The organism is Streptomyces sp. NPDC057950 (genome assembly GCF_042887295.1).
Lineage (GTDB): Bacteria > Actinomycetota > Actinomycetes > Streptomycetales > Streptomycetaceae > Streptomyces > Streptomyces kaempferi.
In genome coordinates this window covers 74697-89823 of sequence record NZ_JBHVPP010000028.1, presented here as the reverse complement: position 1 = coordinate 89823, position 15127 = coordinate 74697, and the positions used below count along the sequence as shown (strand labels likewise).

Genomic DNA, 15127 nt, shown 5'->3' with positions numbered 1-15127 from the left:
TCAGTCGATGCCCTGCGCGCCGTCCGCCACCCGCCGCGCGTAGACCTCGACAACCCTTTCGAGCGAGTCGCCGAGATAGACCGCGAGCAGGTGCTCGGCCCGGTCGCGGTCGCCCGCCCGGAGCGTCTCCAGGATCTCACGGTTACGGGCGAGGTACGGCTCGTGCAGTCGCCGCGGGTCGTCCACCACGTGGAAGGCGAGCCGCAGTTCGGCGAAGACACTGCGCATCACCTCGTCGGTGCGGGAGCTCCCGGCGAGTGCGACGAGCTCCCGGTGGAAGTGGATGTTGGCCGTGCCCACGGCTTTCCAGTCGCCTTCGCGGGCCGCCCGCTGCCCCTCCCCGACGGCGTGGGCGAGGTCGTCGAGAGCGTACGGCGGCTCACCCAGCCCTCGGACCACGGCGCACTCGACGAGGGTGCGGGTGCGGTAGATGTCCTCGACGTCCTCGACCGTCAGCACCCGTACGAAGACCCCGCGGTTGAGCTCGTGGACGAGCAGCCGTTCGTGCGTGAGCAGCCGGAACGCCTCGCGCAGTGTGTTGCGCGACACACCGAGCGCCCCGCCGATGCTGTCCTCGGACAGCCGTGTCCCGGGCAGGAAGTACCCCTCGGCGACCCGGCTCCTGAGGATGTCCGCCACCCGCTCGGCGGTGCTGGTGCGGCCCAGCAGGGCGCGGTCGTCGGCCAGTCCGGTCAGCTCTGCCATAGCCGGAATTCAATCGTAGATACAGGAACGAAACAACACGGGTATTGAAGGATCGTTCAACGATCCTCTACCTTGGCGGTCAGACGGCGCCGCACGGTCCGCACCGCCCGCTCGAACGCGGCGCCCGTCCCTTCCGCACGGCACGGCACGGCACGGCACGGCACGGCACGGCTCAGTCCACACGCACCCTTCGTCCCTCACTGCGAGGTGCCCATGAGCACGACCCCTCCCTCTCAGGCCCTGACCGCCGGCCCCCGCCGGGGCGCGGGTGAACCCGGTTCCCAGGAAGGCGCGTTCGCCTGGCTGCGCGCCCTCGGTCCACGGGGCCGCCGGGCCTTCGCCGGCGCGTTCGGCGGCTACGCCCTCGACTCGTACGACTACTTCACCCTGCCGCTGAGCATGGTCGCCCTGGCGGCGTACTTCGGTCTGGACAGCGGCCAGACCGGTCTGTTCACCACCGTCACCCTGGTCGTCTCGGCGGTCGGCGGAGCGATCGCCGGCGTGGTCGCGGACCGGATCGGGCGCGTCAAGGCACTCATGATCACCGTGATCACGTACGCGGTGTTCACCGTGGCCTGCGGATTCGCGCCCGACTACGAGACGCTGCTGGTCTTCCGCGCCCTTCAGGGCCTCGGGTTCGGCGGTGAGTGGGCGGTCGGCGCCATCCTGGTCGCCGAGTACGCGAGCCCGAAGCACCGCGGTCGCACGCTCGGCGCGATCCAGAGCTCCTGGGCCGTCGGCTGGGGACTGGCGGTGCTCGTCTACACCCTCGTCTTCCAGTTCCTCGGCGACGACCTCGCGTGGCGCGTGATGTTCTGGACCGGCGCGCTGCCCGCGCTGCTGGTCATCTGGGTGCGCCGCCGGGTGCAGGACGCCCCCGAGGCGGCCGCCGAGCGCGAGAGGAGCGCGGACAAGGGCTCGTTCACAGCGATCTTCAAGCCGGCCACGGCCGGGGGCCCCGGTCTGCTGCGCACCACGTTCTTCGCGGTACTGCTCTCCACCGGAGTCCAGGGCGGCTACTACACGCTGGCCACCTGGGTACCCACGTACCTGAAGACGGAACGGGGTCTGTCCGTGGTCGGCACCGGCAGCTACCTCACGTTCCTGATCTCCGGGGCCTTCATCGGCTACCTCACCGGCGGCTGTCTCACCGACAGGCTGGGCCGCAAGCGGAACATCCTGCTCTTCGCGATCCTCTCCGCGGTCTGCGTCCTCGTCTACGCCAACCTCCCGAGCGGCGCCAACACGCTTCTCCTCGTACTCGGTTTCCCACTCGGCTTCTGCATGTCGGCGATCTTCAGCGGCTTCGGCTCGTTCCTCAGCGAGCTGTATCCCTCGGCGGTGCGCGGCACCGGGCAGGGCTTCACCTACAACACCGGGCGCGCCGTGGGCGCCGTCTTTCCCACCCTGGTCGGCTTCCTGGCCGACAGCTGGGGCGTGGGCGGCGCCCTGGTCTTCGGCGCGATCGGCTACGCGCTCGCCGCCCTGGCGCTGATCGGCCTCCCCGAGACCCGTGGAAAGGAACTCCTGTGACGTCCGTGGCTTCCCCGCCCTCCCCGGCACCCCTGTCCTCCGCGACCTCCGCGGCTGCCGCAGGAGCGGCGACTCCCGCGGCCCCCGCACAACGCCCCTTCCAGGAGCGCCCGTTGCACCCGCTCGGCGAGCACGCACGCGCGTGGACCCCCAAAAAGGCACGGGCCAGGTTCCGTTCGGGCGTGTCGGGCCCGACGGCCGGGATCGCCGCGGGGCACACCCAGGCCAACCTGATCTCGGTGCCCGCCGACTGGGCGTACGACATGCTGCTGTTCTGCCAGCGCAACCCAGGACCCTGTCCGGTCCTCGACGTCACCGACGCCGGCTCCTGGACGACCCCGCTCGCCGACGGCGCGGACCTGCGCACCGATCTGCCGCGCTACCGGGTCTGGGAGAACGGCGAGTTGGTGGACGAGCCCACCGACGTCGTCGGCCGCTGGCGCGACGACCTGGTCTCGTTCCTGATCGGGTGCAGCTTCACCTTCGAGTGGGCGCTCACCGAGGCGGGCGTCCCCCTGCGTCACATCGAGCAGGGCCGCAACGTCTCCATGTACGTGACCGCGCGCCGCTGCCGGCCGGCCGGGCGGCTGCACGGCCCCATGGTGGTGTCGATGCGTCCCGTCCCGCCCGAACACCTGGCCGCGGCGATCCGGGAGACCAGCCTCATGCCCGCGGTGCACGGCAGCCCCGTGCACTGCGGGGAACCCTCGGGGCTCGGCATCCGCAGTCTCGCCCACCCCGACTTCGGTGACGCGGTGGACACCGAACCGGACGACATCCCCGTCTTCTGGGCCTGCGGGGTGACTCCCCAGGCAGCCGTGATGGCGTCCCGCCCACCGTTCGCGATCACCCACGCGCCCGGGCAGATGTTCCTCACCGACGCCCGTGACGAGCAGTACCGCGTGGCCTGAAGCGGCCCGGAAAGGAGAGACTGCGCCTCATGACCCCGATCGATCTCAACGCCGACCTCGGCGAGGGCTTCGGCCGCTGGACGCTCACCGACGACGAGCGGTTGCTGTCCGTCGTCACCAGCGCCAATGTGGCCTGCGGATTCCACGCCGGTGACGCGGTCACCATGCGGCGGGTGTGCGAGCTGGCGGCCGAACGGGGCGTGCGGATCGGAGCCCAGGTCTCCTACCGCGACCTGGCGGGTTTCGGGCGGCGTGCGATGGACGTGCCGCCCGACGAACTGGCGGCCGAAGTGGCCTACCAGATCGGCGCCCTGGAGGTCTTCGCGCGTGCGGCGGGCGCCCGCGTGGCGTACGTGAAGCCGCACGGGGCGCTCTACAACCGCGTGGTGCGCGACGAGGAACAGGCGGCGGCGGTCGTCGAGGGCGTCCTGCTCGCGGACGCCGCGCTGCCCGTCCTCGGTCTGCCGTCCTCCCGCTTCCTGAAGCTGGCGGAGCGGGCCGGACTGCCCACGGTCACGGAGGCGTTCGCTGACCGCGCCTACACCGCGGAGGGAACCCTCGTGCCGCGCACCCTGGAGGGCGCGGTCATCACGGACGCCGAGGAGGTCGTCGAACGCTCCCTGGGCCTGGCCCGGTCCGGCACGGTGACGTCCCGCACCGGGGAGCCCGTCCCGGTCCGCGCCCGCTCGCTGTGCCTGCACGGGGACACCCCGGGCGCGGTGGAGCTTGCGCGCCGGGTCCGCGCCCGTCTGGAGTCCTCGGGCGTCCGCGTGGAGGCCTTCGTATGAGGGTGTCGCCGGTCGGGGAACACGCCCTGCTCGTCGAGGTCGCCTCCGGCGAGGAGGCCCAGTCCCTGCACGCCGAGCTGCTGCGCCGCCGCGCGGACGGTTCCCTGACCGTCCAGGAGATCGTCCCGGCGGCCCGTACGGTCCTGCTGGACGGCCTGGACGACCCGGTGCGGCTGGCGTCACGGCTCCCCGCCTGGGACATCCCGCCGCTGCCCGCGCGCGCGAAGGACGCGGTCGAGATCCCCGTACGCTACGACGGCCCCGACCTGGCCGAGGTCGCGGCGCGGTGGGGAGTGCCGGAGCACGAGGTGCCGGAGATCCACGCGGCGGCCGAGTTCCGCGTCGCCTTCTGCGGGTTCGCACCCGGATTCGGCTACCTCACCGGACTGCCCTCCCGGTACGACGTACCGCGCCGGCCGACTCCGCGTACCTCGGTCCCGGCGGGTTCCGTGGCCCTCGCGGGCCCGTACACGGGCGTGTACCCGCGCTCGTCGCCGGGCGGCTGGCAGCTGATCGGCACGACGGACGCGGTGCTGTGGGACCACGCGCGCGTGCCGGCCGCGCTGCTCGCCCCGGGCACCCGGGTCCGGTTCGTAGCGGCGGGGTGCTGATGACCGACCGGGCCCTGTCCGTCGTGCGCGCCGGGGCCCTGACCACCGTCCAGGACCAGGGCCGCCCCGGCCACGCGCACCTCGGTGTCCCCCGCTCCGGCGCGCTGGACGCGCCCGCGGCGGCGCTGGCCAACCGTCTCGTCGGCAACCCCGTCGAGGCGGCCGTCCTGGAGACCACCCTCAACGGCTGTGGCCTGCGCCCGCGTTCGGCGGTCACGGTGGCGGTCGCGGGCGCGCCCTGCCCGGTCGCGGTGGACGGACGCCCGGCTGCCTGGGGTGCGCCGGTACGTGTCCCCGCCGGGGCGCTGCTCGACGTCGGCGCCGCTCGCGCGGGACTGCGCAGCTATGTGGCCGTGTCCGGCGGAGTCGCCGTGGACCCGGTCCTCGGCAGCCGCTCCACGGACCTCCTCTCGGGCCTGGGCCCGCCGCCCCTCACGGACGGTACGGTGCTGCCGCTGGGGCATCCCGGCGACGTCCCCGCGCGCGTGGACGTGGTTCCGCACCCGGGTCCGCCCGCCGAGCTCGTCCTGCGGGTGACACCGGGTCCGCGCGACGACTGGTTCACCGCCTCCGCCCTGCGCACCCTGACGACGGCCGCCTACCGGGTCTCCTCTGCGAGCAACCGTATCGGGCTGCGTACGGAAGGGCCCCCACTGGAGAGGGCCGTTCCCGGCGAACTCCCCAGTGAGGGCATGGTGCTGGGCGCCGTGCAGGTGCCGCCCGACGGCAGACCGGTGGTGTTCCTCGCCGACCATCCGACCACCGGGGGCTACCCGGTGATCGCGGTGGTCCGTACGGCCGACCTCTCCGCGGCCGCTCAGGCGGTCGCGGGCACGCCGGTCCGCTTCCTGGCCGTACGCCGCCGCTGAGGCGGCGGCGGTCCGCCCCGCTTCCTCATGCGGCGTCCGGCTGTTCGCCCCCGGACAGGGCGGCCAGCGCGGACGCCACGGCGTGCGAGGCACCGAGGTCGAGCCGGGCGCTGGTGCCGCGGGCCCGGTGGCGGATCTCGGCGGCCGCCAGGGTGAGCAGTTGCGGCAACAGGTCGGTGCACCGCCGGGCCACCCATCCCGTCCCGGCGGTGGCCAGCCACCACAGGCTCGCCGAGCGGGTGGGCGCGGGGAACTCGGGCTCGGCCGACGGCGCGGGCCCGGTGGCGACGCCCTGTTGTGCGAGGGACATGTGGAAGCGCTGGGCGAGCTGCCGGTGTCCGCGCTCCCCCGGGTGCAGCCGGTCCGCGCTCCACAACGCGCGGTCCGTCAGCCAGGCGCCCTCCGCCGCGTGCACGTGCACCGCGCCGTAGCGTTCGGACAGCGCGTGCACGACCGCGTTGACGGCCCGCTGGCGCCGGGCCAGCGGACGGGCGAGCGCCCCCGGCAGTCCGAGCATCGCACCGGGGTCCGGCAGACAGGCGGTCAGGAGCACGGCGCCCTGGTCCCGGAAGGCCGCGTACACCTGGTCGAGCCGGGCGGCCACGGCGTGGATGTCGAAGGTGCACCGCAGAGTGTCGTTCACCCCGATCACGACGGACACCACGTCCGGGCACAGGGCCAGCGCCTGCGGCGTCTGCCGTTCCAGGACGTCGCGGGTCTGGGCGCCGCTCACCGCGAGGTTGGTGAACTCCACGGACGCCGCGGGCCGATCGGACGGTCCGCCGACGGGCCGTCCCGAGGACCCGCCGGCCCGCCCACCGGACGACTCGAAGGCCGCCCCGTCGGCGACCGCACCCTTCGGCCCACCGCCCGCCCCGTCGGCGACCGCATCCTTCGGCCCACCGCCCGCCCCGTCGGCGACCGCACCCTTCGGCCCACCGCCCGCCCCGTCGGCGAACCCGTCAACCGGTCCGCGGCCGAGCCCGGCGGCGGCCCCGACCGGCACCGCCTCGGGCACCACGTCGGGCACCACCTCGGCGGGGACCGCCTCCGGCATCCCGCCGGACAACCCGTCGGCGAGCAGCGCCGCCCAGCCCCGCCAGGCATCTCCCACGGGGTCTCCCACGCCCTCGGTCAGTGAGTCCCCGAGGGCCACGAACCGAAGGGGTCTCATCCGACGCCCTCCTGGAGCCTGGGCCGCACCTCGACGGTCGCGTCGTGCGCCGCGAGGAATGCCTTCACGGCGGTGTCCCAGCCGAAGCACTCGGCACGCGCGCGTGCCGCTTCCCGGCGCTCGGTCTCGGTGCGCCCCAGGAGCAGCCGCACCGCGTCCGCGAAGGAGTCACCGCTGTCCCCGGCGGTGGCCCCGGCGGACCCGACGATCTCGGGCAGCGCGGACAGCGCGCTGGCCACCACGGGGGTGCCGCAGGCCATCGCCTCCAGGGCGGCGAGCCCGAACGTCTCGGCGGGGCCCGGCGCCAGACACACGTCCGCCGAGGCCTGCAGGGCGCCGAGCAGCGCGCGGTCGGCGACATGCCCGAGGAAGGTGACGGGCAGTCGCCGTTCGGCGGCCCGCTGTTCGAGCCGGGCCCGCAGCGGTCCGTCCCCCGCGACGACCAGCACGGCCCGCTCGCCGCGCCGCAGCAGTGCCTCCAGCGCGTCGAGCGCCGTGCCTGGCCGCTTCTCGACGGACAGCCGGGAGCACATCACCAGCAGGACCTGGTCGGCGCGCGCGTACCGGTCGCGCACCGCGGGATCCCGCAGCGTGGGGTGCCGGCCGGCCAGGTCGACGCCCAGCGGGGCCCGTACGACGTTGCGGGCGCCGATGCGGACGAACTCGCGCTCCGCGAACTCCGTCGTGCACACGACCCGTGCGTAGGAGTGCGCCGTACGGATGTTGAGGGCGTCGGCGGTCCTGCGGGCCATCGCCTCGGAGAGCCCCCAGGTCCGCAGGACGCCGTCGGCGGTCTCGTGGGAGACCATCACCGCGGGCACCCGGGCCCGTCGCGCCCACACCCCGGTCCAGCGCAGGGTGGTCCGGTCGGAGACCTCCAGGCGGTCGGGGGCGAGCGACTCCAGGAGGCGGGCGACGCGCCGCTTGTCCGTGAGGACGCGATAGCCGCCGGTTCCGGGCAGCAGCGGACCGGGCAGCGTGATCACCCGTCCCTGCTCGGTGTCGGTGTCGCTCACCCGCTCCCCGGGGATGACCAGGACCGGCTCGTGACCGGCGGCCCGGTAACCGGCACCGAGCTCCCGCAGGGCGGTGCGCAGGCCACCGGAGGAGGGGGCCACGAAGTTGGCCAGCCGTACGATGCGCAGGCTCATGCCGCCACCACCGTCCGCGCCGAGAGCACGTCGGCGTAGTGGTCGATGAGCTGGTCACCGACGGCCGCCCAGGTGCGGCCCTCGACGGTGAGGCGCCCGGCGGCGCCGTACTCGGCCCGGCGGGCCGGGTCGGCGGCCAGGGCCGCCACGGCGTCGCGTACGGCGGTCGCGTCGCGGGGCGGCACCAGCAGCCCCGTACGGCCGTGTGCCACCAGGTCCAGCGGTCCGCCCGCGGCGGGCGCGACGACGGGGACGCCGCTGGCCATGGCCTCCTGCACGGTCTGGCAGAAGGTCTCGAAGGGACCGGTGTGCGCGAAGACGTCCAGCGAGGCGAAGATCCGGGCGAGTTCGTCGCCGGTGCGCCGCCCGAGGAAGACGGCGCCGGGCAGCGCCTCGCGCAGCGAGGTCTCGCTGGGCCCGTCGCCCACGACCACGACGCGTACGCCGTCCAGGCCGCAGACCCCGGCGAGCAGTTCGACCTGCTTCTCGGGGGCGAGCCGGCCGACATAGCCGACGATCAGCTCGCCGTTCGGCGCCAGTTCACGCCGGAGCGACTCGTCCCGGAGGTCGGGACGGAAGCGGACGGTGTCCACCCCGCGCGGCCACAGCCGTACCCGGGGCACCCCGTGTGCCTCCAGGTCGTGCAGGGCCGCGCTGGAGGGTGCGAGCGTCCGGTCGGCGGCGGTGTGGACGGAGCGGATACGCCGCCAGGCGGTGGCTTCGCCGGCGCCCATGTACGTACGGGCGTATCCGGCCAGGTCGGTCTGGTAGACGGCCACGGCGGGGATGCCGAGCTTGGCGGCGGCCGCCATGCCGCGCACGCCGAGGATGAAGGGGCTGGCCAGGTGGACGACGTCCGCGCGGTGTTCGGCGAGGGCGGCGGCGACGCGTCGGCTGGGGAGGGCGACGCGGACCTGGGGGTAGCCCGGGAGCGGAATGGAGGGGACACGGACGACGGGACACGGCGAGAGGGCGTCGGGCCCGCCCCCGACGGGGGCACCACCCTCTTCGAACGACGCCGCGAACTTGGGGGAGGTGGCCGGAGCGACGACAAGGGGAGCGTGACCGCGATCGACGAGGTGCCGGGCGGTCTGGAGCGCGCAGTGGGCCACGCCGTTCACATCGGGGGGAAAGGATTCGGTCACGATGACGACACGCATACCGGTGTTCTCGCCGTGCCGGACGTGGTCGCGTCAACGTGGATCTTTCCTGCCGGGGAACGGCCCGTGAGCGTTGTCTCGCACACCTGTCCAGGTCAGTTCTCGGCCATGCCCTCACGACCCCCGAGTCACTTCGCGTTCATACGGCGGGTGCGTCGGGCCCGATGCGGCTGCGGACGGCTGTCTGGACCTCCGCCTCCTCGGCCGGATCCGACGCGAGCCGGCGCAGCTGCTCCACCACGCGGGCGTCACCCGTCTCGGCGTGTCGCGCGGCCACTTCCCGGGTCGACTCCTCGCAGTCCCACAGGCACTCGACGGCGAAGCCCGCGGGGAAGGAGGGATCGGTGGCGGCGAGCGCCCTGGCGGCTCGCCCGCGCAGATGGGACGAGGCGGTTTCGCGGTAGATGTGCCGTAGTACGGGGGCCGCGCAGACGATGCCGAGGCGCCCGGCGCCGTCCACCAGCGTCCACAGTGTCGGCGCGTCGGGGCCTTCGCCGCGCACGGCCTCCCGCAGCGCGCCCAGGACCAGTTCGCTGTCCTTGGTGCCGCCGCGGCAGGCGAGCATCCGGCCCGCGGCCGCGCCCAGGGCGTCGGGCCGGTGCGCCCAGCCGCGCGCCCGGTCGACGGCGGCGACACTGCGCATGCGTTCGAAAGCGTCCACGGCGGCCTCGGCGACCGCCGCCGTGCCGTCTCCCACGGCGGCCTCGATCAGCGCCAGGGCGTCCGGATCGTTACTGTCGGCGAGATAGCGCAGGGCCGTGCACCGGGCTCCGTCACCGCCGCCGCGGGCGGACTCGACGATCTCGGGCCGGTCCTCGGGGGCCGCGACGGCCGTCAGACAGCGCGCGGCCGGCACATGGAGTGCGGCTCCGCGGTCCAGGCCCTGCTGCGCCCACTCGAACACCGCTCGTACGCTCCACCCCGGGCGGGGACCGGCCGGCCGCATCTGCCGCTGCCATCGGTCGAAGGAGCCCTGTTCCTGGGCCGCGCGCACGCGTGCGGCGATCGCCGGGCGGGGATCGTCGGCCCACAGCCGCCAGGGCCGGGGTTCGAAGGCGTCGCGCACCTGGGCGGTGAGCGCGGCCTCGCCCTCCGGGTCGGCCGGGAAGCGGGCGAGCACGGGCTCGGCGAGGGCCCGCAGGCCCGCGTCGTCGTCGCGCAGGGCCAGCTCGTCCAGGGCCCACGCCCAGTTGGTGCCTGAGGCGGCGTACCCGCGCAGCAGCTCCAGGGCGTCCTGTCGGCCGTACGAGGCCAGGTGCCCGAGCACCGCGAGGGCCAGCCCCGTGCGTGACTCGCAGTCGTCGAGGACGTCCTCGGCGTCGAAGAGGTGCCGCTCGATCTCGTCGAGCCCACCGCTCAGATCGAGGTAGAGACGGGCGTAGTACAGGGAGCGGTTCTCCACCTGCCAGTCGTGGCGGGGATCACTCAGCACACAGTGGTTCAGTGCCGCGAGCGCCTCGGCCCGCGGTGCGGTGAGCGCGTGCAGCGTGCCGTCGCCGCGGCCCCTCTGGAGCAGGCCGAGCAGCGTTCCGCTGGGCGCTATGACCGGATCGAACATGGGAAACAGCCTCACATCAAGCGTCGACGCAACCGGGATCCTGCATTACCTGGCCGCGTGACAACACGTCGGAGCGTCCGCCGTTTCTTGCTTGCTGTAGACCATCTTCCTCTGCCTCTCGTCGGTGGCCCATGCGGGCCGCATCACGGCCCGCGCGGTGCGGCAACACCTGCCCAGCCATCGCGTCCGTGAATCACGACGTCATGATGACTCGGCAGTTCTTCCTGCCGCGACCGTATTTCCGGCGGCCCCGTACCGCCTCCCCCGTTTTCCGTGTCGTGCCTGGTCAGCGTCGTCGGATCAGTGTGCGCCGAACAGTTCGAGCAGTTCTGTCCTGCCGAACATCCGGGCCGTGTCGACGGCCGAGGGGGTGCCCGCGGCCGGATCGGCACCGCTGTCGAGGAGCGCGCGGATGACCGCTTCCTCGCCCTTGAAGACGGCCCCGGCGAGCGGTGTCTGACCCCGGTCGTTGATCCGGTCGGCCTCGGCGCCGCGCTCCAGGAGGGCGCGCACCGCCCCGGCGTGACCGTGGTACGCGGCGAGCATCACGAGGGAGTCGCCACGGTCGTTGGTGAGATTCGCCGGAACGCCCGCGTCCACGTACGCCACGAGCGCCTCGGTCTCGCCCCGGCGTGCCAGATCGAAGATCTTGGTTGCCAACTCCACGACCTCGGGGTCGGGGACTTCACTCATCGGCCGGACCACCTCTCACAACAGCGACAACGACAGGAAACACAACAACGACCGACCAACGACCGACGACCGGCCGACCACGGACTGCGGGAGCCTACGACAACGCGCGGAGTGTCATGCGCAGGTTCGTACGACAGCGGGAGGTGCGGCCGTACGGGTGAAACGTCAGCGTACTGGCTCCGGCGGCACATGACCGGCCGCCGGCGAGGCAAGGATCACCACGATTCCACCGGGAGAAACCGGGAGACAACGGGAGCCGGCAGACCCTCGCCGTCCCACCGGACCAGCTCAGCCGAACGAGTGAAATCACAAGAAATCGACCCATTTGCACCTTTTATCGTATGGATACATCCTGTGATCCTGGAACAACTCATGGTGACTGTCCCCGCGAACCAGGAGAGCACAAATGATTCTGTCCATGTCAGGCGTCGTCTTGCTCGGCATCATCGTCTTCCTCTTTTTCCGCAAGGACGGGCTCAAGGCGTCGCACGCCATGACGTCCGCGCTCTTCGGCTTCTATCTCGCCAGCACGGCGATCGCGCCGAGCATCAAGGCCGGCGGCGAGAGCCTGGCGAGCCTCCTGGGCGGGATCAAGTTCTGACGTCCCCGCCCCTCGCACGCACCTTCAGGAGACAGCAGTGGCCCGGCGCCCCCTCCCCCGCATCCTCAGCAACGGCAGCGCACAGATCGCCCGAAGCCGGGAGCTGGCCCGGACGGCAGCCGACAGCGCCACCGACGTTCTCCAGCCGCTGATCACGGTCGCCCGTGGACTGCGCCGCCTGGCAGGTGCCGGGCAGCGCAAGTGGGCCGAGACCCCCAAGGACGGGCGCGGGCCGCTGCTGTTCCTGGTGGCCTCGGTGATCCTGGTCGTGGCACTGGTGTCGTACGGACCGCTGCTCGCCGCCATCACCCTGATGGCGGCGGCAGCCTGGTACGGCCGCGACCGCACCGCGCCGGCGCCCTCCGGCCCCGACGAGGCTCAGGTCAAACGCCTCCAATCGCTCTACGAGGCACTCGTCCCGTACTTCTCCGTGGCCGAGGACCCCGCTCCCCTCTACGCCCACGGCGGCGACTGGGAGAAGGCCTTCCCCGCCCACGACTTCGACGCCGACGGACGCGTGTCCCGCCTCCTCGTCCGCTATCCGGCCTACTTCACGGACGGGGAGGCGATCTCCCGGGCCCGGATCGAACAGCTGCTGCAGGCCAAGTCGGGCCGTGGCCGCGAATACCACTTCGCGTGGGAGCAGGAGGGCAACGAACTCACGGTCACCGTGCTGCCGCCGCTGCCCACCGACATCGCCGCCCAGCGCTTCGTCACCGCGCCCGGTGAGACGGTCCTCGGCTTCACCGACCCGGCCGACGTCCAGCGCACGCTCCCCCTCGGCTTCGGCGAGGCCCAGCGCGACGTCCCGCCGGTCGTCTGGCGCACCGGCGCCCGCTCGACGGAACCGCACCTGCTGGTCGCCGGCGAGCCGGGCAGCGGTCTGTCCACGCTGGTGCGCTCCATCGCCCTGCAGGCCCTCGAGTACGGCGACGTCGTCATCGTCGACGGCGGCGGCACCGGCGAGTACGCGTGCCTCACCGGCCGGGACGGTGTGCTCGCCGTCGAGTCCGGCCTCTCCGGAGCGCTCGCCAGTCTGGAATGGGCGGCGCACGAGACGGAGCGGCGCCTGCTTTCCGCGAACCACGCCCGGCAGGCCGGGCATCCCGCCCCGGAGGACATCAAGAATCCGCTCTGGATCCTGCTGGACCGTCCGGGCACGCTCGGGCACCTCGCCGCCGCCGACGGCCACCGGGATCCCCAGGATCTTCTCGAGGTGCCGCTGCGGCACGGGCGCGCGGCGGGCGTCACGGTCGTCGTGGCCGAGCAGTTCGACGGCCTCGACTCCCTCGGCGAGGCCGTCCGCCAGCACACCCGCGCGCGCGTGGTGCTCGGTTCCGCGACGGCCCCGCAACTGGAGGCCGTGCTCGGGGCGCCGCCGCACACCACCCCGCCCCAGAGCGTGCCGCCCGGCCGCGGATACGCCCGGCTGGGCGCGGGCCCCGTCCTGCGCCTCCAGGTCCCGGCCACCCCGGACCCCTACGACGACGCGACGAGCGAGACCCAGCGCCGCGCGGTCCTGGACCTCCTGCCGGTCCGGACAGCCCCGGCCGACCCGGAGCCGGTCCCGGCCGCGGCGGAACCGGCGGCGGCGGAAGGCTGACCCCCGCCCTCGGACACCGGGCGGGCCGGCCACGCCGACCCGCCCGGATCAAGCTAGGCCACGAACGTGCGAGGACCCTCGGTCCCCGCGCTCGCCCCCGTCTCCACCAACCGCGCCGCCGCTGCCAACCGCACCGCCGCCTCGTCCGCGACCGCACCCCCGACCGTGAACGGCAGCCGCACATACCCCTCGAACGCCCCGTCGACCCCGAAGCGCGGCCCCGACGGCACCCGAACGCCCACCCGCTCGCCCACCTCGGCGAGCCGCGACCCCGACAGCCCCCCGGTGCGCACCCACAGCGTCAGCCCGCCCCGCGGAACGGAGAACTCCCAGTCGGGCAGCTCCCTGCGCACGGCGGTGACGAGCGCGTCCCGGTTCTCCCGGGCCTGCTCCCGCCGGATGGCCACCGCCTCTTCCCAACCTCCCGTGCTGAACAGCCAGTTCACGGCGAGCTGCTCCAGCACGGGCGTGCCGAGGTCGGCGTAGGCGCGTGCGGCGACGAGACTGCGGATCACGTCGGGGGCCGCCCGCACCCAGCCGATGCGCATCCCCGCCCAGAACGCCTTGCTGGCCGACCCGACCGTGATGACCGTGGACCCGGCGGGATCGAAGCCGCACACCGGACGGGGCATGGACAGTCCGTCCTCCAGGTACAGCTCGCTCATCGTCTCGTCGACCACCAGGACGGTCCCGGCGGAACGGGCCGCGTCCACCAGCCTGCGCCGCTGGTCCTCGTCCGCGAGGGCCCCCGTCGGATTGTGGAAGTCGGCGACGACATAGGCGAGCCGGGGCGCCGCGTCGCGCAGGACCTGCCGCCAGCGGTCCATGTCCCACCCGGCGAGCCCCTCGGCCATGGCGACGGGCACGAGCCGCGCGCCGGCCTCCCGCATCAGCTGGAGGATGTTGGCGTACGAGGGCGACTCGACGGCGATGCGCTCGCCCCGCCCGGCGAAGAGATGACAGATGGCGTCGATCGCGCCCATCGCACCCGTGGTCACCATGACCTGCTCGGGCATGGTCGGAATGCCGCGCCTCGTGTACCCCTCGGCGATCATCGCGCGCAGCGCGGGCAGCCCCGCCGGATAGTCCCCGTGCGTGTGCGCGTACGGGGGCAGTTCCTCCAGGGCGCCCTGCACGGCACGGGTGAGCCACGGCTCGGGCGCGGGCAGCGACGCGCAGCCGAGGTCGATCATGGACCCGAGGGCCTCGGGGGGCAGCGGCTCCAGCCCGCGCGCGGGCAGCGGGTTCCCGGCGGGTACGGCGGTCCAGCTGCCGGCCCCCCTGCGCGACTCCAGGAACCCTTCGCCGCGCAGGGCCTCGTAGGCCGCCGCGACCGTCGTACGGCTGACGGACAGGGCCAACGCGAGTTCCCGCTCGGCGGGCAGCCGCGCGGCGACCGGTACCCGGCCCTCCAGCACGAGCAGCCGCACACCGTCGGCGAGCGCGCGATAGGCGGGCGGACGCCGGGCGCCCGGCCCCGGGGGGCGTTCCTGTTGGGAGTTGAGCAGCCGGGCGAGCTGCGCGGCACCCATCGCCGATGTCCACTGCGCCATGATGTCCAGTCCACCTTCCCCGGATTGGCCTTGGATGGCGTCCTCCATCAAGCCACAGAATGGCACGAGCCAGGCCACTGGCACCACCACAGGCACCACCCAGGGGGGCACGTCATGTCCACATCCGCCGACTCCGCGCCGGCCGATCCCGCGCCGGCCGATCCCGCTCCCGCCGCCGGCCCCTCGGCCACCGGCTCCGCACCACCCGCCCCGGCAC

General features: G+C 73.6%; 14 protein-coding genes and 1 pseudogene. 7 read left to right on the top strand and 8 right to left on the bottom strand.

Annotated elements, in window-relative coordinates:
* Entirely contained in the window at positions 1-705 is a 705-nt protein-coding gene (locus tag ACFVTC_RS36550; protein ID WP_390133115.1) for a GntR family transcriptional regulator, read from the bottom strand.
* Positions 706-918: 213 nt separating this feature from the next.
* On the opposite strand from ACFVTC_RS36550, the gene ACFVTC_RS36545 reads away from it, so the two are divergent.
* The 5 genes from ACFVTC_RS36545 to ACFVTC_RS36525 all read left to right on the top strand — a co-directional run bounded on the left by ACFVTC_RS36545 (position 919) and on the right by ACFVTC_RS36525 (position 5417).
* Positions 919-2238: an MFS transporter gene (locus tag ACFVTC_RS36545; RefSeq protein WP_390133113.1), complete on the top strand. Its 1320-nt coding sequence runs from the start codon at positions 919-921 to the stop codon at positions 2236-2238.
* A gap of 113 nt (positions 2239-2351) precedes the next feature.
* Positions 2352-3149 carry a putative hydro-lyase gene (locus ACFVTC_RS36540; RefSeq protein ID WP_329529059.1) on the top strand — a complete coding sequence of 266 codons (798 nt, stop codon included), beginning with the start codon at positions 2352-2354 and terminating at the stop codon, positions 3147-3149.
* Positions 3150-3178: 29 nt separating this feature from the next.
* A complete protein-coding gene (locus ACFVTC_RS36535) occupies positions 3179-3937 on the top strand; it encodes a LamB/YcsF family protein (protein WP_390133111.1) in 759 nt (252 codons plus the stop codon).
* Positions 3934-4548, top strand: coding sequence for an allophanate hydrolase subunit 1 (locus ACFVTC_RS36530; RefSeq protein ID WP_390133110.1), 615 nt, complete (start codon positions 3934-3936; stop codon positions 4546-4548). The genes ACFVTC_RS36535 and ACFVTC_RS36530 overlap by 4 nt, the downstream gene beginning before the upstream one ends.
* Positions 4548-5417, top strand: a complete 870-nt coding sequence (locus ACFVTC_RS36525) for a biotin-dependent carboxyltransferase family protein (protein WP_390133108.1) — start codon at positions 4548-4550, stop codon at positions 5415-5417. Before ACFVTC_RS36530 ends, ACFVTC_RS36525 begins: the two co-directional genes overlap by 1 nt.
* Before the next feature lie 25 nt (positions 5418-5442).
* Here ACFVTC_RS36525 and ACFVTC_RS36520 read toward each other — a convergent pair whose 3' ends face one another.
* From ACFVTC_RS36520 to ACFVTC_RS36495, 6 genes and pseudogenes are all read right to left on the bottom strand, one after another.
* Positions 5443-6474 (bottom strand): SGNH/GDSL hydrolase family protein, encoded by a 1032-nt coding sequence (locus ACFVTC_RS36520; RefSeq protein WP_390133177.1) that lies wholly within the window; start codon positions 6472-6474, stop codon positions 5443-5445.
* Between the two features lie 9 nt (positions 6475-6483).
* Positions 6484-6591 (bottom strand): annotated as a pseudogene (locus ACFVTC_RS36515) (SGNH/GDSL hydrolase family protein); the annotation flags it as partial.
* Positions 6588-7742 (bottom strand): glycosyltransferase, encoded by a 1155-nt coding sequence (locus ACFVTC_RS36510; RefSeq protein WP_390133106.1) that lies wholly within the window; start codon positions 7740-7742, stop codon positions 6588-6590. The pseudogene ACFVTC_RS36515 and the gene ACFVTC_RS36510, both read right to left, overlap by 4 nt.
* Positions 7739-8902 (bottom strand): glycosyltransferase family 4 protein, encoded by a 1164-nt coding sequence (locus tag ACFVTC_RS36505; protein ID WP_390133104.1) that lies wholly within the window; start codon positions 8900-8902, stop codon positions 7739-7741. Before ACFVTC_RS36505 ends, ACFVTC_RS36510 begins: the two co-directional genes overlap by 4 nt.
* Positions 8903-9041: 139 nt before the next feature.
* The gene (locus tag ACFVTC_RS36500) at positions 9042-10460 is read right to left on the bottom strand and encodes a HEAT repeat domain-containing protein (protein ID WP_390133102.1); all 1419 of its coding nucleotides are present in this window, start codon (positions 10458-10460) and stop codon (positions 9042-9044) included.
* A 300-nt stretch (positions 10461-10760) separates the two neighbouring features.
* The gene (locus ACFVTC_RS36495) at positions 10761-11153 is read right to left on the bottom strand and encodes an ankyrin repeat domain-containing protein (RefSeq protein WP_153291738.1); all 393 of its coding nucleotides are present in this window, start codon (positions 11151-11153) and stop codon (positions 10761-10763) included.
* Between the two features lie 406 nt (positions 11154-11559).
* On the opposite strand from ACFVTC_RS36495, the gene ACFVTC_RS36490 reads away from it, so the two are divergent.
* Both ACFVTC_RS36490 and ACFVTC_RS36485 read left to right on the top strand, forming a co-directional pair.
* Entirely contained in the window at positions 11560-11754 is a 195-nt protein-coding gene (locus tag ACFVTC_RS36490; RefSeq protein WP_168527119.1) for a hypothetical protein, read from the top strand.
* Positions 11755-11791: 37 nt separating this feature from the next.
* Positions 11792-13357 carry a hypothetical protein gene (locus ACFVTC_RS36485; RefSeq protein ID WP_390133100.1) on the top strand — a complete coding sequence of 522 codons (1566 nt, stop codon included), beginning with the start codon at positions 11792-11794 and terminating at the stop codon, positions 13355-13357.
* Positions 13358-13410: 53 nt separating this feature from the next.
* Here the strand turns inward: ACFVTC_RS36485 and ACFVTC_RS36480 are convergent, their stop codons facing one another.
* Complete coding sequence (locus ACFVTC_RS36480) at positions 13411-14910, bottom strand: PLP-dependent aminotransferase family protein (RefSeq protein WP_390133098.1); 1500 nt, start codon at positions 14908-14910, stop codon at positions 13411-13413.
* Positions 14911-15127: the final 217 nt, after the last annotated feature.